13 protein-coding genes and 1 tRNA gene are annotated in these 17,676 nt (G+C 68.4%); 6 read left to right on the forward strand and 8 right to left on the reverse strand.

The features are described 5' to 3' along the window. Nucleotides 1-21: 21 nt before the first annotated feature. Together GCU42_RS01665 and GCU42_RS01670 are read left to right on the forward strand one after the other, a co-directional pair. Nucleotides 22-1,167: an iron-containing alcohol dehydrogenase gene (locus tag GCU42_RS01665; protein WP_114228141.1), complete on the forward strand. Its 1,146-nt coding sequence runs from the start codon at nt 22-24 to the stop codon at nt 1,165-1,167. Next, on the forward strand, nt 1,164-1,595 hold the full coding sequence (locus GCU42_RS01670; protein ID WP_114228140.1) for an acyl-CoA thioesterase: 432 nt from the start codon (nt 1,164-1,166) through the stop codon (nt 1,593-1,595). The genes GCU42_RS01665 and GCU42_RS01670 overlap by 4 nt, the downstream gene beginning before the upstream one ends. On the opposite strand, the gene GCU42_RS01675 is transcribed toward GCU42_RS01670, so the two are convergent. Continuing rightward, on the reverse strand, nt 1,588-2,544 hold the full coding sequence (locus GCU42_RS01675; protein WP_114228139.1) for an NAD(P)H-dependent flavin oxidoreductase: 957 nt from the start codon (nt 2,542-2,544) through the stop codon (nt 1,588-1,590). The two genes, GCU42_RS01670 and GCU42_RS01675, sit on opposite strands and share 8 nt — an antisense overlap. A gap of 140 nt (nt 2,545-2,684) precedes the next feature. Between GCU42_RS01675 and GCU42_RS01680 the strand changes: the two genes are divergently transcribed. Then, the gene (locus GCU42_RS01680) at nt 2,685-6,191 is read left to right on the forward strand and encodes a hybrid sensor histidine kinase/response regulator (RefSeq protein WP_162789266.1); all 3,507 of its coding nucleotides are present in this window, start codon (nt 2,685-2,687) and stop codon (nt 6,189-6,191) included. On the opposite strand, the gene GCU42_RS01685 is transcribed toward GCU42_RS01680, so the two are convergent. Continuing rightward, entirely contained in the window at nt 6,145-7,419 is a 1,275-nt protein-coding gene (locus GCU42_RS01685) for a hypothetical protein (protein ID WP_152569418.1), read from the reverse strand. The genes GCU42_RS01680 and GCU42_RS01685 overlap by 47 nt on opposite strands. Nucleotides 7,420-7,815: 396 nt before the next feature. Then, nucleotides 7,816-8,133, reverse strand: coding sequence for a hypothetical protein (locus GCU42_RS01690; RefSeq protein ID WP_152569419.1), 318 nt, complete (start codon nt 8,131-8,133; stop codon nt 7,816-7,818). Between the two features lie 84 nt (nt 8,134-8,217). On the opposite strand from GCU42_RS01690, the gene GCU42_RS01695 reads away from it, so the two are divergent. The 3 genes from GCU42_RS01695 (at nt 8,218) to GCU42_RS01705 (ending at nt 12,980) form a co-directional block, all read left to right on the forward strand. Beyond that, nucleotides 8,218-9,801 carry a Na+/H+ antiporter gene (locus GCU42_RS01695; RefSeq protein WP_114228135.1) on the forward strand — a complete coding sequence of 528 codons (1,584 nt, stop codon included), beginning with the start codon at nt 8,218-8,220 and terminating at the stop codon, nt 9,799-9,801. 124 nt (nt 9,802-9,925) lie between these two features. Further along, complete coding sequence (locus GCU42_RS01700) at nt 9,926-11,401, forward strand: ArnT family glycosyltransferase (protein WP_114228134.1); 1,476 nt, start codon at nt 9,926-9,928, stop codon at nt 11,399-11,401. Nucleotides 11,402-11,423: 22 nt separating this feature from the next. Next, nucleotides 11,424-12,980 carry a hypothetical protein gene (locus GCU42_RS01705; protein WP_114228133.1) on the forward strand — a complete coding sequence of 519 codons (1,557 nt, stop codon included), beginning with the start codon at nt 11,424-11,426 and terminating at the stop codon, nt 12,978-12,980. A gap of 28 nt (nt 12,981-13,008) precedes the next feature. Here the strand turns inward: GCU42_RS01705 and GCU42_RS01710 are convergent. The 5 genes from GCU42_RS01710 to GCU42_RS01730 form a co-directional block, all read right to left on the reverse strand. Then, a tRNA-Lys gene (locus GCU42_RS01710) sits at nt 13,009-13,084 on the reverse strand. A gap of 94 nt (nt 13,085-13,178) precedes the next feature. Continuing rightward, nucleotides 13,179-14,300 carry a rod shape-determining protein RodA gene (gene rodA, locus GCU42_RS01715; RefSeq protein ID WP_114228132.1) on the reverse strand — a complete coding sequence of 374 codons (1,122 nt, stop codon included), beginning with the start codon at nt 14,298-14,300 and terminating at the stop codon, nt 13,179-13,181. Continuing rightward, a complete protein-coding gene (gene mrdA, locus GCU42_RS01720; protein ID WP_114228131.1) occupies nt 14,297-16,234 on the reverse strand; it encodes a penicillin-binding protein 2 in 1,938 nt (645 codons plus the stop codon). Before mrdA ends, rodA begins: the two co-directional genes overlap by 4 nt. Continuing rightward, nucleotides 16,231-16,752 carry a rod shape-determining protein MreD gene (mreD, locus tag GCU42_RS01725; protein WP_114228130.1) on the reverse strand — a complete coding sequence of 174 codons (522 nt, stop codon included), beginning with the start codon at nt 16,750-16,752 and terminating at the stop codon, nt 16,231-16,233. The genes mrdA and mreD overlap by 4 nt, the downstream gene beginning before the upstream one ends. Then, on the reverse strand, nt 16,752-17,672 hold the full coding sequence (locus GCU42_RS01730) for a rod shape-determining protein MreC (protein ID WP_240309493.1): 921 nt from the start codon (nt 17,670-17,672) through the stop codon (nt 16,752-16,754). Before GCU42_RS01730 ends, mreD begins: the two co-directional genes overlap by 1 nt. Nucleotides 17,673-17,676 lie beyond the last annotated feature (4 nt).

Raw genomic sequence — 17,676 nt, forward strand, 5'->3', positions numbered from 1 at the left:
ACGCGCGCTACGCTCGCCCGCATGACGTCCTTCCGCTTCAATCCCGGCCCGCGGCTGCTGAGCGGCCCCGGGCGCAGCCGCGACCTCGCCGAGCAGCTTCCCGCCGGACCGGTGCTGTTCGTCACCGACGCCGACGTGCGGCGGCTGGGACTGCCCGACGACGCCCTCGCTGCGTTGGCCCAGAGCGGACGGCAGGTCACCGTCTTCGACGCAGTCGAAGCCGATCCGTCGCGGTCGACATTGCTGGCCGCGGTCGAAGCCGGCCGCGACGCGGGTGTGGCGAGCGTGATCGGGTTCGGCGGGGGCAGCCCGATGGATGTCGCCAAGCTCGCCGCTTATCTGCTCGGCTCGGGCGACGACCTCGACCGCATCTGGGGGGTCGGGTTGGCGACGGGCGCGCGCCTGCCGTTGGCGCTCGTTCCCACCACCGCCGGCACCGGCAGTGAGGCGACTCCGGTCGCGGTGATCACCTGCGAAGGCGCCGAGAAGCGCGGGGTCAACAGCCCGGCGCTGATCGCCGACTGGGCGGTACTCGACGCCGAGCTGACATTGGGTATGCCGCGCGCACTGACCGCCGCGACGGGCATCGACGCGATGGTCCACGCGATCGAGGCTTACACCTCGGCGCACGCCAAGAACCCGCTGTCGGATCTCTACGCCCGCGAGGCGCTGCGGTTGCTCGGCGCCAACCTCATCACGGCCTGCGAAGACCCGGGCGACCGCGATGCGCGCTCGGCGATGCTGCTCGGCGCGCATCTTGCCGGGCTGGCCTTCGCCAACGCGCCCGTCGCCGGCGTCCATGCGCTCGCTTATCCGCTCGGCGGGATCCACCATCTGCCGCATGGGCTCAGCAATGCGCTGATGCTGCGCCACGTGCTCGGCTTCAATGCGGAGGCGGCGCGCGAGCATTATGCCGAGCTGGCCGAAGTGCTCGACCCCGACTGCAGTGCTCTCGGCAGCCAGGCCCGGGCGGCGCTGCTCATCGAGCGGCTCGACCGGCTGGTGATCGACAGCGGGCTTCAGCCACGCCTGCGCGATCACGGCATCGGCTTCGAGGAAGCACCGACGCTTGCGCGCGAAGCGATGAAGCAACAACGACTGCTGGTGAATAATCCGGTTCCGATCAGCGAGGCCGATGCCCAGCGGCTTTACGAGGCGGCGTGGTGAGCCGCCCGGCCGCGCCCGCCCGCGCCGACTTCCGCCACTGGCAGACTGTTACTACGCGCTGGGCCGACAACGACGCCTACGGGCACGTCAACAATACCGTCTATTACCAATGGTTCGACAGCGTAGTGAACGCGTGGCTCGTCGAGCGGGGGCTGCTCGACATCGCCGCCGGCGACCCGATCGCGCTGGTCGCGGAAACAGGCTGCGCCTATTTCGCGCCGCTCAGCTTTCCCGGCGAAGTCGAGGTTGGCCTTGTGGTCGCCGAGCTTGGCCGCTCGTCGGTGCGTTACCGGATCGGGGTATTCGCGCCCGGTGCGGCGACGGCCGCGGCGGCGGGTGAATTCGTCCATGTCGCGGTTGGCCGAAACGACCGCCGCCCGGTGCCGTGGCCCGAGGCTTGGCGCGCCGCCTTAGCCAGCCTCAGCTGATCGCCAGCCGGCCACGAGCCGCGCTATATTCGGCCGCCCACCGGGCGACGAGATCGGCGGTCGGCTGAACCCGGTCGATGACCCCGATCCCCATTCCCGAGCCCCAGATGTCGCGCCATGCCTTGGCTCCACTGGCGCTGGCGAAGCTCATCGCTTCGGGGCCGCTCTCGGGCAGATTGTCGGGGTCGAGCCCGGCCGCGGCGATCGATGAGCGCAGATAATTGCCGTGGATACCGGTGAAGAGGTTGGAATAGACGATGTCGCCCGCGCCACTGGCAACGATTCCCTGCTTGTAGCCTTCGTCGGCGCGGGCCTCGTCGGTGGCGATGAAGGGCGAGCCGATGTAGGCGAAGTCGGCGCCCATCGCTTGCGCGGCGAGGATCGCCCCGCCGGTCGCGATCGAGCCCGACAGCGCCAGCGGCCCGTCGAACCATTTGCGGATTTCCTGCACCAGCGCGAACGGCGACCATTTGCCGGCATGACCGCCGGCGCCAGCGGCGACCGCGATGAGGCCGTCCGCGCCTTTCTCGATCGCCTTGCGGGCGTAGCGGTCGTCGATCACGTCATGGAGCGTGATGCCGCCCCAGCTATGGACTGCGGTGTTGAGCTCCTCGCGCGCACCGAGCGAGGTGATGACGATCGGCACCTTCCACTTGGCGCAGGTCGCGACATCCTCCTCGAACCGCTCGTTCGAGCGGTGTACGATCTGGTTGACGGCGAAGGGCGCGGCTGGCGCGTCCGGATGGTCGCGGTCATGCGCGCTGAGCGCCTCGGTGATCTCGTGAATCCACTCGTCGAGCTGGCTTTGCGGGCGCGCGTTGAGCGCGGGAAAGCTGCCGACCACGCCGGCCTTGCACTGGGCGATCACCAGCGCCGGGTTGGAGACGATGAACAAGGGCGCGCCGATCACGGGCAGGCGCAGCTGGTCGAAAATCCGTGGCACGGCCATGTCTTGCGGCGGCTCCGCTGGAGGGGATGCGTTTCGATTGGCTACCAAGGCCGTCGGCGCTTGGCAAACCGCAGCAAAGGGATGCAAACATCACCGTTACGCAATTCAGGGCAATAAGCCCGGGGGGATCCGCTTCAGCCATGGCCGACCAAGACCACGCGTCGCCGGCTTCGACACAGCTTGCGGCTTTCGACGTCTTCCGCGCCTTCGCCGACAATCTGCCCCAGCTGGCGTGGATCGCCGACGCCGAAGGTTCGATCTACTGGTACAACCAGCGCTGGCTCGATTACACTGGCACCACGCTCGACCAGATGTTCGGTTGGGGTTGGACCACCGTCCACGATCCCGCCGAACTCGACCGGGTGGTGGCCAATTGGCGCGCCGCGCTGGCCGCGGGCGAGCCGTGGGAGGACACGTTCCCGCTGCGCCGCGCCGACGGCACGTTCCGCACCTTTCTGTCGCGCGCCAATCCCTGTCACGGCGCAGATGGCGCCATCACCCACTGGTTCGGGACCAACACCGACATCACCGACCAGTTGATCGCCGAAGAACGGATGCGCGAGGCGCAGCAGCGGCTCGCCGCCGCGCTCGAGGCGAGCGAGACCGGGACCTTTTTCTGGGACATGCGCAGCAACGCGCTCGACTGGGACGAGGCACTGGACCGCCTGTTCGGCCTGCCGCCCGGGAAGACCGCGCGCAGCCTCGACCAGTTCCTGGCGATGGTTCACCCCGACGATCGCGCTGGGGTGGTCGAACGGTGCGAGCGCTGCGTTGCCGAGGGCGCTGACTTCGACATGGAATTCCGCGTCATCCGCCCGGATGGCGAGCAGCGCTGGCTGTACGACCGCGGCAAGACCGTACTCGACGCCGACGGCAAGCCCGCGCTCCTGTCGGGCGCATGCGTCGACATCACCGCCCGCCGGCACTCGGAAGAAGCGGCGCGGATCGGCGCTCGTGAAATTGAGGCAATCTACCAGGCCGCGCCGGTCGGGCTGACTGTGCTGGACCAGCATGGCCGTTACGTCCGGATCAACCAGCGGCTTGCCGAGATCAATGGGGTCGCGGCCGACGACCATATCGGCCGCACGCTGCGCGATGTCGTGCCCGCGCTCGCCGAAGCCGGCGAAGCGCTATTCGACCGGGTGCTTGCCGGCGAGGAGGTCTGGGGGCTGGAGATGACGGGCGAGACTGCCGCCCAGCCCGGGGTCCAACGCACCTGGCGCGAAAACTGGCTGCCGATGCGCGACGATGACGGTTCGATCATCGGCGTCACCATTTCGGCCGAGGAGATCACCCAGGCCAAGGAGTCCGAGCGCCGCCTGCTCGCCAGCGAGGAGCGCTACCGGGCATTGTTCGAATCGATGGAGCAGGGTTTCTGCGTCGTCGAGGTCACGCCCGGCGACGACGGGAAGGTCGATCACCGCTTCATCGAAATCAACCCGGCCTTCTCACGGCAGAGCGGTCTTCCCCCGAGTGTGATTGGCCATTCGATCAAGGAGGCGGTTCCCGACCTCGAGCAAAGTTGGTCGGACCATTATGCCGAGATCGCGCGGACCGGCATCTCCCAGCGTTTCGTCGAACATGCTGCGCCGCTTGGCCGCTGGTTCGAAGTCTATGCCTTTCGGATCGGCGATCCGGCGCGGCGACATGTGGCCATCCTGTTCAGCGACGTCACCGAGCGGGTGCGCCGCGAAGAGGATTTGCGGCTTCGCCTCAACGCCATTCCGCAGATGGTCTGGTCGACCCGCCCCGACGGTTTCCACGATTTCTACAACGACCGCTGGTACGAATATACCGGCACGCCGCCGGGATCGACCGACGGCGAGGGCTGGAACGACATGTTTCATCCCGACGACCAGGAGCGCGCCTGGGCGCGGTGGCGCGCTTCGCTGGCCAGCGGCGAACCCTATGAGATCGAATATCGCCTGCGCCACAACAGCGGCGACTATCGCTGGGTGCTCGGCCGCGCGCTGCCGGTGCGCGACGAAGAGGGCGAGATCGTCCGCTGGATGGGGACCTGCACCGACGTCGACGACACTGTCCGCGCCCGCACCGCGCTCGAGGAATCCGAAGCGACCCTGCGGGCAGTGATCGAGAGCATGCCGGTCGGACTGATGTTCTCCGACGCGACGGGCAAACTCACCGGGCGCAACCAGCGGATCGGCGATATCCTCCTGACCGAGCCGCCACTGACCAAGGAAGTCGGCGACTATGCGCGGGACTATCGCTCCTTTCACGGTGACGGGCGACCGGTCGAGAACCATGAATTCCCGCTGGCTCGTGTTGTCAGCGGGGCCGAGCAGCGACCCGAACTCGAATGCCAGGTGACGCGCGGCGACGGTTCGCTCGCCTGGGTCCGCTACGTCGCCGCCCCAATCGAGGATGCCGGCGGCAATTTGGTGGGCGGGGTGGTCGCCACGATCGACATTGACCGCGAGAAGCGGCTGGCCGAAGGGCTCGAACGCGAAGTCGAGAAGGTCGTTGGCGAGCGCGAGGCCGCGCAGGAGGCACTCCGCCAGTCGCAGAAGCTTGAGGCGATGGGCCAGCTCACCGGCGGGGTGGCGCACGACTTCAACAATCTGCTCACCCCGATCATCGGCAGTCTCGACCTGCTCCATCGCAAGGAAGTCGGTGACGCGCGGATGCAGCGGCTGGTCGACGGCGCGCTGCAGTCGGCCGAGCGGGCCAAGACGCTGGTCCAGCGCCTGCTCGCCTTCGCCCGCCGCCAACCGCTCCAGCCGACGGCGATCGACGTCGGCCAAATCGTCGAGGACATGGCCGACCTCATCGCCAGCACATCGGGGCCGCGGGTGCGGGTGGCGGTGACGGTCGCGCCGGGGCTGCCGCCAGCCCGTGCCGACGGCAACCAGCTCGAGATGGCGCTGCTCAACCTCAGCGTGAACGCGCGCGACGCCATGCCGAGCGGCGGCCGGCTCAATATCGACGTCCGTTCGGCCGACGCGCCGTCCGACCTGCCCGACCTCGCCGGCCGGCCGCACATCGTCCTCACGGTCGCCGACACCGGGCTCGGGATGGACGAGGAGACGCTCGCCCGCTGCATCGAGCCGTTCTACTCGACCAAGGGCGTCGGCAAGGGCACCGGCCTCGGCCTGTCGATGGTCCACGGCCTCGCCGCCCAGCTCGGCGGCGCCCTTAGGATCGACAGCCGCGAAGGCGAGGGCACCTGGATCGAGCTGTGGCTCCCGGTCTCGGCCGAACGCGTCGGCGAGGCCGAGCGAACCAGTCGCGCCGCCCGCGAGGCCGGGCAGGGCCTCGTGCTGCTGGTCGACGACGAGGAACTGGTGCGCGAATCGACCGCGTCGATGCTGACCGACCTCGGCTATCGCGTGGTCGAGGCAAAGTCGGCCGAGCAGGCTCTCGAGCTGGTCAAGGACGGGCTGCACCCCGACCTTTTGGTCTCCGATCATCTGATGCCGGGACTGAGCGGGACCGACCTCGCCGTTCGCCTCCGCGCCCGCCTGCCGAGCCTGCCGGTGCTGATCGTCTCAGGCTACGCCGAGAGCGATGCGCTGGCGCCGGCCTTCCCGCGCCTGACCAAGCCGTTCCGCCAGGCGGACCTCGCCGCCGCCATCGGGGCGATCAGGGGTGAGGCGCCCCCGCCGAGCGCCCCAGCCGCAAGCGGGTAAACAGCATCGCCGCCTTCGGGCTTCGCCCGTAGCGCGGCTCGAGCGCCGCCGGCAGCGCGAAGGTGCTGACCAACCCGCCGACGTCCACGGTCAGCGCGCCGAGCGGCAGACTGCGGTAGCCGCCGAGCGAAAGCTTGCCGACGGTCAAGGTCCGGCCCGCGAGCGGATCGGCGAGATCGTCGCCGAACAATTCGTCCTTGCCCGCGACCTCGCCGCGGACGAACGCGCCCCAGCGGCCTATCTCGACTGCGCTCTCGAGCAGCGCTGCGCGGGTGGTCTTCGCAGCGTGGTCGCCACCGCTCGTGCGGTTCTGCCCGAACGCCAGCGTGGTTTGCCAGAAGCCGCTCTTCGCCAAGGGTCGATTCCACGTCGCCGAGGCGGTCGTGCGACGGACGTTCTCCTCGGGATGCAGCCCCTCAGGACTGTTTAGAAAGGCGTGGCTGATCTGCAGCGACCAGTCGGGTGAGGGGTTGAACGTCGCGCGCAGCGACCAGCTGTCGAAGCGCGGGCGCTCGACGTCCCAGCGATGCTGGTCGGGCTCGCGTCCGGTGAACAGCGAGCCTTCGAGCTTGAGCGGTCCGTGGACCACGCCCGCCGTCGCGACGCCGAATGTGACATGGGTCGAATCGAGGTAGTGGTGGCTGATCGGCGCCTCGGGATTGCCCATGCCCGAGAAGCGGTGGAGGTAGGTGGTCGGCCCGAGCGCCGGCTCGCCGGGGTATGCGAGATAGACGAAGCCGCTAGTCCTGGCCCCGAGCGGCTGGCTGACCGTCAGCGACAGTTCGGCGAGCGCGTCGTGCGGATGCTGGCGGTCGACCAGTTCGGTGCGGCCGTCGGCGGTTTCGCCGGTCGCCAGCAGCAACGGATAGCCCGCCTTGCCCATCAGCGGGTCGAGGCTGGCCATGCCCTTGAGAGTCAGCGTGCCCGTGCCGAGCGGACGCTGCGCCATGCCCATGAACATCGAGGCGACGAAGGTCTTGTCGGCTCCGCGCGGCCCGCCCTGGTGATCGACGATCAGCGTCGCCGAGCCATGCGCCATTCCGCTCCACCCGCCGCCGAGCGAGATCATCGGTCCCATCATCGGCGCGCTGTCGGGCACCCAGCTCGTACCCGAGCCGTCGCGGGTCATCGCGTAGCTGCCGAGGGCGCCGGTCATCATGTGGTCCATCGCGCCCATCGCCATGCCGCCTTGGTCCATCGCGCCGTGATCCATTGCGCCGTGGTCCATGGAGCCGTGGTCCATTGGTGCGGGCGGCGGTGCTTCGGCCGGAGGCGAAGCCGATGGAGCCACGGCCGGGGTTTCGTGGCCGGGATGCGCGGCAGCCGCCGGCGGGTTCTCACGAGCAGGCGTGGTCGGCGTCGCGTGGTGGGCCGGCTTAGCCTTAGCCTTAGCCTTGGGCTTGGGCTTCGGCTTGGCGGCCGGCGCGGAGTTCGCGGGCGTCGGATGGTGCATCCCGGGCATGTCCATCCCGGGCATTGACTGGGCGAGGGCGGCGGCCGGCAGCAAGGCCGTGCTCGCGGCAAGGAGGGTCTTCGGTCTGATCATCGTATCCCCAGTGTCGCGCGGCCTCGGGGCCCCGGCGCGATCGTCTGATTTCTGTGCTGAATGGCGACGGAGCGCTCGTCAGCCGAGGCGGGGAGGTGGTGTGGCCAGTCGGGGCGTGCGGCCGTCGAGCGGGGTCAGCGGGCTAGCCGCCGGCATCTTTTCGCGGGCGGGAGTCGGTGCCATGACGGCGCCGACTTGTGGGATGACTAGCGCGCAAGCCGCACCGCAGTGCGCGCCGGGGAGCGATTTGTCTGCACCCACGGGTGCCTCGCCGCCGCAGTGGCCGTCGCCGCTCATCGCCATGCTTGAGCTGGTCGCGGCCTGCGCCGGTGCGGGCGCGAACGGCATCAGTAGCAGCGCCGTGAGTGCAAACAGGCTGAGCAGGCGGGCGACCATCACCGACAGCTAGGCGTCCGCAAGGTGAACTGCAACCGAAGCAAGCGGTGGCCAGCCACACCGTACCAGCCTAACATCGCTCTCGTGCACGCCGTCCAGACCTTCGAATTGGTGCTCCTGCTGCTGGGCGCGGTGGTGGCCCTGCAATGGCTGGCCGAGAAAGTCGGCCTGCCACCGTCCTCGGCGCTGCTGGTCGGCGGCGGAGCGCTCGCTTTCCTGCCTGGCATCCCCGTGATCGAACTCGATCCAGAACTCGCGCTGGTCCTATTCCTCCCACCACTTTTGCTCGACGGCGCTTACTTCACGGCCTTCGGCCGCTTCCGCCGTCACTTGCCGGGCATCCTTTCGCTGGCGGTCGGGGCGGTGGTCTTCACCACCCTGGTGGTCGGCGTGGCAGTGCACCTCATCCTGCCCATCCTGCCGTGGCCGGCCTGCTTCGCGCTTGGTGCGATCGTCTCGCCGCCCGATGCGGTGGCGGCGCGCGCGGTCCTCCAGCGGGTCCAGTTGCCGCGCCGGCTGCAGGCATTGCTCGAAGGGGAGAGCCTGCTCAACGACGCGACCGGGCTGGTACTGTTCCGCTTTGCCGTCGCCGCCACCCTGAGCGGCGTCTTCAGCCCCGGCGCCGCGATCGGCCAGTTCGCGCTGCTAGCGCTGGGCGGCGTCGCGGTCGGGATCGGGGTCGGTTATCTGTGGGTGTGGATCCTGCGCCGGCTTACGAACGAGACGCTGGTGGTGACTACCGCCACCCTGCTGTGCTGGGTTGCCTATCTGGCCGGAGAGGCGGTCCACGTCTCGGGAGTGATCGCGACCGTCACCGCGGGCCTGATCTTCGGCTGGTACCAGCATGTCATCATGCCCGCCGCGGTCCGGCTGCAGGGCAACGCTTTCTGGCGGACACTAACCTTCTGCCTCGAGGCGCTGGTGTTCATCCTGATCGGCTCGTCACTGCGCAGCGTGCTCGATCGTGCGGGCGGGCTCGAACAGGTGCTGACCAACCTGTGGGGGCCGATCCTGTGCATCCTCGCGGCGGTCGTGCTCGCCCGCTTCGTCTGGGTGTTCGCGACCGATTATCTGCTGCGCCTGCTGTGCCTCGCCGGCTCGAAGCGCGCCCGTCCGCTCGGCGAACGGCAGGCGGTGGTCCTCGCCTGGACCGGGATGCGGGGCGTGGTGACCCTGGCCGTCGCGTTGACCCTGCCGGCCGATTTTCCCGGCCGCGACTTCATACTGGTCGCCGCCTTCGCGGTCATCCTGATGACGGTGGTGGTGCAGGGCAGCACGCTCGGGCTGCTGATCCGCGCGGTCAAGCCGGAGGATCATGAGCCCCCGGCCAAGGTGCCGCTGCCGCAGGCCGAGGCGGCGATCGCCCGCGCCAAGCTCGCCGAAGCCGAGCGCCATGCCTACGGCCCCGACGGCGAGGTCGTGCACCCGCAACTCCTCGACATGTACCAGAAGCGCGCCGCCGCGACCGAGAAATACGCCCGCGATGCCGATGGCTTCATGGACAATATCCGCGGCCATTTCGACATCATGCTGAAAGCGCTCGCCGCCGGTCGCGCGACGCTGATCCGGCTCCATCGCAAGGGCGAGATCGAGGACGAGACGCTTCACAATCTCGAACGCGACCTCGATCTTGAGGAATTGGGCCTGATTTATCAGCGCGAGGGCTGATCCTTCGCCGCCAAGTCGTGCAAAACGCACCAAATTTTAACGACGATTGCACTATCGAGCGGGGGTGTTGCTGGCGTCCGCTCTTCCTGCTCACGGTCGATCCGCGCCACTGGCTCGTCGGTCGGTGGCGGACTGGCTGTGGGTGCTACTGTTCCTCGCGCTCGCCGCCGCCTTCCTGTTCGTCGATCCGCGCACGGCGCCGCTGGCGCTGCAGGACGAAGCACGCAACGCCAACAACGCCCTCGAAATGTATCTGACCGGGCCCAGCCTGGTCACGACCTTCGGCTTCCAGCCCGACCTGTGGAACACCAAGCCGCCGATGCTGATCTGGCTGATGGACTTGAGCATGACGCTGTTCGGCCCGTCCGAATGGTCGATGCGGCTGCCATCAGCGCTGGCGGCGCTTGGGACCTTGCTGGCCAGCGTGCTGTTCACCCGCCGGACGACCGGCTCGCTGGCGGTCGCGCTGACCGCGGGGGGGATGCTGCTACTGAGCCCAGGCTTTTTCGGCGAGCATGGGGCACGGACCGCCGACTTCGATGCGCTGCTGACCCTGTTCGTCACGCTTGCGCTGCAGCGCTTGTTCTTCGCGGTCCACCAAGCACGACCGAGCGTGGCGTCGCTGCTTCTGATCGGCGCGCTGGTGGCCGCCGGAGCGCTGACCAAGAGCATCGCCGCCTTCATCCCAATGGTCGGGGTGGTGTTCTACCTCATCGCCATCGGCCGCTTCGGGCGGGTACTCCGGCAGACGCCGCGCTTCGCCCTCGCCGCGGCGACGGCCGTCATTCCGCTGGTGGTCTTTTACGTTCTGCGCGAGCGGGCTGCGCCAGGCTATGTCGCCGCGGCGCTCACTAATGACCTTGCCGGGCGGTTCAGCCAGTCGCTCAACGTCCCGAGCACGCCACTATTCTATCTGACCTCGCTGCCGGTTGGTTGGTTCATCGCCGGCCCGTTCCTCGTCGCGGCCCCGCTCGCTTTCTCCAAGCTCCCGTCTCGCGCGAAGCTGCTGTTCTTTTATGCGCTGGCGATCGCGGGATTCTCGCTGCTGGTGCTGAGCACAGCGACCAACCGCGCGTTGCAATATGCCCTTCCGGTCTTTCCCTGGCTGGCGATCATCGCCGCTCTGTCGCTCCGCCACCTTGTCGGAATGGTGAGTGGCGCCTGGCGGTCCAATCGCCGGGTCGAGGCAATCACGCTCGGCACCGCGCTCGGGCTGACCGGGCTGGTCCTCGTGCAGCAATCGATCGACTGGCGTTACCATCGCTTTCCCGAGCGCGATTTCTACCCGCAGGCGTCGTATGGCGACCTGTTCGCCACGCTAGCCGCACGCGGCACGACCGCTGTCACGGTCGTCGATCCGGGTAGCCTTCATCTTGGCCGGCCGGGCTATGCGCCCTTGCTGCGCTGGCACCAGCTGGTCTGGCGGGAGCGCGGCCTCGTCGCGCACCGCGTGATGGCAGAGGCGCCGGGGCTTTCCGGCCTGCTCGCCAGCTGCCAGCCCGCGGTGATCGCCGGGTGGACCGATGCCCAAGCGGTCGGCAGCTGCGAGGTGCGCTGGTCAAAGCCGGTCGGACGGTCCGCCGCCCTTTCCCAGCGCTAAGCGCTCCACTAGCGTCGCGAGCGTGGGGCAGGGCGGACAGATCGAAAGCGAACGCGAACAAGGCGCGGGCACGAGGCACGCGTGGTGGAACAGCACCTGGTTCGTCGCGCTGCTCGTGCTGGGCTCGATGGTGCCGCTGTTATGGCCATCGCTGCCGCCGCTGCTCGATTTGCCCGGGCACCTTGCCCGCTATCACGTCCAGCTCAGCCTCGACGGCTCGCCTTGGCTGCAGCGCTATTACGAATTTCACTGCGCGCCGGTCGGCAATCTCGGCGTCGATTTGCTGGTCGAGGTCATCGCCCCGCTCGTCGGGCTCGAGCTTGGCGTCAAGCTGGTCGTGCTCGCCATTCCGGCGCTGTTCGTTGGCGGACTGCTGGCGATCGCGCGCGAGGTTCATGGCCGCCTGCCGCCGACCGCCGCGCTCGCCGCGCCCTTGGCTTACGCGACACCCTTCCTCTACGGATTCCTCAATTTTTCGCTGAGCGTCGCGCTTGCGCTACTCGCCTTCGCCTGGTGGCTGCGACTGGCGCGTTTGGGTCGGCGGCGTCTGCGCGGTATTCTGTTCATGCCCGTCAGCCTGCTGCTCTACTTCACGCACATCTACGGCTGGGGTGTGCTTGGCCTGCTCTGCTTCGGAGCCGAGCTAGTCGCTTCCCGCGACCGGCGCGGACGCGGCTGGCCGAGCGCGTTAATTTCCTCGGCCGTGGCCTGTCTCGTGTTGGCGGCGCCGCTGATCCCCTTACTCGGCGCGATCCGTAACGCAGGCGGTGGGTCGTTCACCGGCTGGTTCGACCTCCCGCTCAAGTTCCGCTGGCTGGTGGCCCCGTTGCGCGACCGCTGGAAGTGGCTCGACCTGCCGGCGGGGATGCTGCTGTTCGCGGCATTGCTGTTCGCGCGCATCGACCCGCGCCTGCATTTCGCCCAGCCGCTGGCCGCCGGCGCGGTGCTGATGAGCCTCGCCTGCCTGGTGCTACCCTTCTACATGCTCAACTCGGCGCTGGCCGACATGCGCCTGCTTCCCGTGCTGCTCGCCGTCGCGATCGTCGCGATCGACAGCGACCGCAGCGACCGGCGCTTCGCTGCCCGGCTCGCCATCGCCGCGACGCTGTTCTTCGTCGTCCGGACCGCCACGCAGAGCGCCAGTTTCGCGCTGGCGGGTCGGCAGCAGGACGAGCGCCTCGACCAGCTCGATCAACTGCCGCAGGGCGCCCGTGTGGTTGCGCTGGTCGGTCGCGACTGCGACGACAGCTGGGCGGCGGTCCGCGACGGTCATCTTGCCTCGATGGTGACCGTGCGCCGCGACGGGTTCAGCAATGACCAGTGGCCGGGGCAGGGGATCAACCTGCTCAGGCTGCGCTATCGCCCACCGGGCCCGTTCGCCACCGATCCGTCCGAGATGGTTCAGCCCGCCGCCTGTGTGACCAACTGGACGGTCGACCAAGCGCTGAGCGCGTTGCCGCGCCCGTGGTTCGACTACGTCTGGCTACTCGGCACCGAGCCGCCCCGGCCTGCGCAATTCCACGGCCTCCGCCTCGTCGCGCAGAGTGCCGACGCCAGCCTCTACCGCATTGAGCGCTAGAAGCGTGAGATCATCGAAAGGGGAAGAATGGTGGACGCACTAGGGCTCGAACCTAGGACCCGCTGATTAAGAGTCAGCTGCTCTACCAACTGAGCTATGCGTCCATGCCTGTCAGGCAACGCGCCGGTGCCGTAGCAGGGCGCGGGCGGTCCTCTAACTGGGGGCTCCGGGCAATGCAACCGCTTTTCAGCGCTCGTGTTAGCTAAGCGTCGATCCGCTGCGCGAGCGCTGCTGGCGCTCGAAGCTCATCAGCAGGCCGAGGCAGATCATCACGGTCATCACCGCCGAGCCGCCGTAGCTGATCAGCGGGAGCGGGATGCCGACCACCGGGGCGAGTCCCATCACCATCAGCAGGTTGATCGCGAAGTAAGAGAACAGCACCGCGGCCAGCCCGGCGCAGCTCAACTGGCCGAAGCGGGTCGGGGCGTTGGCGGCGACCTTCATCGCCCACCGCAGCACGAACAGATAGGCGATGATGATGGCGGTGCCGCCGATCATCCCCCATTCCTCGGTCAGGGTGGCGAAGGCGAAGTCGGTATGGCCCTCGGGCAGATATTGGAGGTGGCTCTGGCTTCCCTGCATGAAGCCCTTGCCGAAGATCCCGCCCGAGCCGATCGCGATCTTGCTCTGGGTGATGTGATAGCCCGCGCCCATCGGATCGCTCTCGGGGTCGAGGAAGATGTCGATCCGCTTCTTCTGGTAGCCGTGGAGCAGGAATTCGTAGATCGGGATGATGGCGGCCGCGATCGCTGCGCCGGGAAGCAGGAACCAGCGCAAAGGCAAGCCGGCGAGGAACATCACCGTCACCCCGGCGAAAACGACCATGAGGCCGGTGCCGAGGTCGGGCTGGGCGATGATCAGCAGCGCCGGCACGCCGATCAGCGCCGCCGCCGGCCAGATCGCGCGGAACGAGCGAATGTCGCCGGCCGGGAGCAGTTCGTAGAAGCGGGCGAGCATCAGGGCTATGCAGGGCTTCATGAATTCGGACGGCTGGAGGCGGATGATGCCGAGGTCGAGCCAGCGCTGGGCGCCCTTGCCGACGATGCCCATCGCGTCGGTCAGGACCAGCGCGATCACGATCGCTCCGTAGATCGGCATCACCAGCGGTTTGATCCGCTCCTCGCGCACGCTGCTCAGAGCGACCGCCATGCCGAGGAACAGGACGATCGCCAGCCCCTGCTTGAGAGCCCACGGCTGGATCGAGCCGCCGGCGGCGGAATAGAGGTTGACCAGCCCGAAGCTGCCGATCGCGACCATCAGAAACAACAGCTTCCACGGCAGCCGGGCGAGCGGCTGCGGGATGATCGAGGAGAGGATCATGCGCTGGCGGGCTTGGCCGCGGCCTCGGCCGCAGCGGCCTTGGCTTGGACGGCGCTCTGCGCCGCGGCCTTGAACGCCGCCGACTGGCGGGCGGTGCGTTCTGCGAGCGAGCCGCCCCAGCTCTGCTCGAGCGGGCCGAGCGTCGCCCACGCCTTCTGCTGGTCGAACAGATAGGTCATGGTGTCGCGGACGATCGGCGCGGCGGACGAGGCGCCAAAGCCGCCATGCTCGATGATGCAGCCGATCGCATAGCGCGGCTTCTCGACGGGAGCGAAGGCGACGAACAGGGCGTGGTCGCGTAGCGCCCAATTGGCATTGGCGACCTTGCGCTGGGTCAGTTTGTAGACCTGTGCTGTGCCGGTCTTGCCCGCCATCTGGACACCGTCGAGCGGCAGCTTGGCAGCTGCCGCGGTGCCGCCGCCGTTGACCACCGCGCCCATCGCCTCGCGGACGATCTTGAGATGCTCGGCGTCGACCGCGACCTGGGCGACCGGGTGTTTCGGCGCGCCCATCAGCAGCCGCGGCTGAAGCAGCATCCCCGAGCCGAGCCGCGCCGGCATCACCGCCAACTGGAGCGGATTAATCAGCACATAGCCCTGGCCGATCGAGGTGTTGGCGCTGTCGAATCCCTGCCACTTGCGCTTGTATTTCTGCTCGAGCCACTTGGGGCTGGGCATGGTGCCGAAACGCTGGTTGATCGGCAGCTGCTCGAACTGCTGCCCATAGCCGAGATAGTTGACCATCTCGGTGGTAAGCTCGGGATCGGTGCGCAGACCCATCGTCCAGAAATAGGTGTTGCAGCTGCGCGCGATCGCCGAGTGCATGTCCATCGAGCCGTGGCGGTCGTCGCAGCTGAAGAAGCGGTTGCCGATCCGCATCCCGCCCGGACAGAAGACCCGCGCGGACGGATCGACGCCCTGCTTGAGGAAGCCGAGCGCCATCGCCGGCTTGATCGTCGAGCCCGACGGGTAGAGCCCTTGGGCGACCTTATTGATCAGCGGCTTGTGGTCGTCTTCCGACAGCATCTTCCACTCGGTCCGGCCGATCCCGCTCGAGAAGCTGTTGGGATCGAACGCGGGCATCGAGACGAAGGCGAGGATGTCGCCCGAGGCGAGGTCCATCGCGACCAGCGCGCCCGAATTGTCGCCCATCCGCCGCGCGGCATATTCCTGCAGGCCGGCGTCGATCGTCAGCGCGACCGTGCTGCCGCTCTGGTCGGGCTTGGGGTCGAGTTCCTTGACCAGCTTGCCGCTGGCAGTGACCTCGATCCGCTGGCCGCCCGGCTTGCCCCGCATGTAGGGCTCGAGCACCTTTTCCAGCCCCTGCTTGCCGATCTTGAAACCGGGGGTGAGGAACAGGGGGTCCTTGGTCTTCTTGTAATCGACCGCCGAGGGCGTGCCGACATAACCAATCAGATGCGCCACCGCCGGCCCGGTCGGATAGAAACGCGAGAAGCCACGCATCGGCTGCACCCCGGGCAGTTCGGGGAGCCGCACGGTGACCGCGGCGTAGCGCTCGTAGGGCACGTTCTCGGCGACCTGGACCGGCTGGAAGCCGACCGCGGCGTCGATGTCGCGGTTGATCCGGTCGACCTCGTCGGGGGTGAGTGCGAGCAGGCCCGTCAGCTTGGCGATCGTGCCGGGGACGTCCTTGACCTGGTCGGGGATGAGGTCGACCCGGAAGTTCGAGCGGTTGATCGCGATCGGCTTGCCGCCGCGGTCGACGATCCAGCCGCGCCGCGGGGGGACGATGATCAGCTGGACCCGGTTGCTCTCCGACAGCAGATTATATTTGGCGTTCTCGCGCACCGCGAGCCAGCCCAGCCGCCCGACCAGCGCCCCGCCGACCGCGACCTGGGCCGCGCCAACCACCATCATCCGCCGCGAGAAGGTCAAATTCTGGTGGACCGCGGTGAAGCGGATGGGCGCGTTCACCGGCCGAGCCTCCAGCGGTCGAGCCGGCTCGCGGCCCAGGCGGCGACCGGGAAGGCGAGGACGGCAATGATCAGCGGCGGCCAGATCACGTGAAACTCATTGCGGGCGCCCATCAGGGCATCGACTTTCCACCGTACCACCGCACCGATGAACAAAAGCCCAGCGGCGAGCAGCCACTCAATCCAATAGTCGCGCCACATCGTCCGCCGGTCGGCGAGGTCGAGCAGCAGCATCGACAGCGTCCAGACGAAGATCGACAGCCCGATCGGCTCCCCCACGACCAGGTCGTTCCACAGGCCCAGCGGCGCCGCCCACCAGCCGGGGAAGGCGTCGGAGCGGAGCAGCCGCCAGGCGATCAGCATGAGGTAGCCGAAGCTTGGCCCCCAGCCGACCTGGGCGACGATCGGCAGCAATCCGAGCAGGCTTGCCAGCGCGATGCTGACCGGGGCGACGAACGGCGCGATCGGCTTGGGCCCACGACCGATCTGGCTTTTGCCGGCCAGCGCGGAGCGGACCATCAGCGGCCCCCGTCGACCGGCCCGGTCGCGGCGGCGGTGCTGGTCGGGGCGGGGACCTCGGCGCCGGCGGCGAGCGCGGCCTCCTCATAGGGTCGCTCGACCTGGGCGAAGCTGACGTCGGCGGGGTCGGCCATCGGCAGCGCGATCGCGCCGTCGTCGTCGAGCTTCATCACCCGCGCGATCGGAACCCCGGGCGGGTAGAGTCCGCCGGTCCCGCTGGTGACCACGATATCGCCGCGCTTGAACGGATTGCGCCCGACCTCGAGCGGGCGGACGTCGATGGTCCCGTTGCCGCGGCCGGTGCTGATCACCGCCTGGCCGGTGCGGAGCAGGCGGGCGGGAACGACGTTGGCGCGGTCGGAAACGAGCAGGACGCGGCTGGCGGTGGCCCCGGCGTCGACGATCCGACCGACCAGCCCGTCGGCAGCGCGGACCGGCATACCGACCTCGACCCCGTCGCTGCGCCCGGCCGAGAGGAGCGCGAAGCGGCGCTGGCTTTCGAAGGACGAGCCGACGATGCGTCCGCTGGCCACCGCCACCGGGGTTTTCTCGCGCAGCTGCAGCGCGGCCTTCAATTGGGCGTTCTCGTTGAGGATCGCGCGGGCCTGGATGATCTGGCGGCGAAGCGCGGCCTGCTCGGCCTTGAGCCTGCCATTCTGGCGCGCGGCGTCCCAGTAATTCTCGGCACCGCTGAACAGCCCGCCGACGGTGCTGGTCACCGCCCGCAGCGAATTGCTGACCGGCGCAGTGACGTCGAGCGCCGCTCCCCGCACCCCGGCGTAAGCCGTCGGCGCGACGATCGACAGTCCCAGCAGGACGAGCCCGATCAGCGTTCCGGCGATGACCGCCAGGAAGCTGAAAAACAGGCCATATTGCGCCCGTCGCGACCAGCCCGGGCGCGCACCCATCGGCGCCGCCACGCGT

It is taken from the genome of Sphingomonas ginsengisoli An et al. 2013 (genome assembly GCF_009363895.1).
Classification (GTDB): domain Bacteria; phylum Pseudomonadota; class Alphaproteobacteria; order Sphingomonadales; family Sphingomonadaceae; genus Sphingomicrobium; species Sphingomicrobium ginsengisoli.

What these genes read in the sequence shown, in the direction of transcription:
- GCU42_RS01680 (WP_162789266.1), top strand. Translation starts at nt 2,685, where the DNA reads ATGGCCGACCAAGACCACGCGTCGCCGGCTTCGACACAGCTTGCGGCT.
- GCU42_RS01675 (WP_114228139.1), bottom strand. Translation starts at nt 2,544, where the DNA reads ATGGCCGTGCCACGGATTTTCGACCAGCTGCGCCTGCCCGTGATCGGC.
- GCU42_RS01665 (WP_114228141.1), top strand. Translation starts at nt 22, where the DNA reads ATGACGTCCTTCCGCTTCAATCCCGGCCCGCGGCTGCTGAGCGGCCCC.
- GCU42_RS01690 (WP_152569419.1), bottom strand. Translation starts at nt 8,133, where the DNA reads ATGGTCGCCCGCCTGCTCAGCCTGTTTGCACTCACGGCGCTGCTACTG.
- mreD (WP_114228130.1), bottom strand. Translation starts at nt 16,752, where the DNA reads ATGGTCCGCTCCGCGCTGGCCGGCAAAAGCCAGATCGGTCGTGGGCCC.
- GCU42_RS01685 (WP_152569418.1), bottom strand. Translation starts at nt 7,419, where the DNA reads ATGGACCACGGCGCAATGGATCACGGCGCGATGGACCAAGGCGGCATG.
- rodA (WP_114228132.1), bottom strand. Translation starts at nt 14,300, where the DNA reads ATGATCCTCTCCTCGATCATCCCGCAGCCGCTCGCCCGGCTGCCGTGG.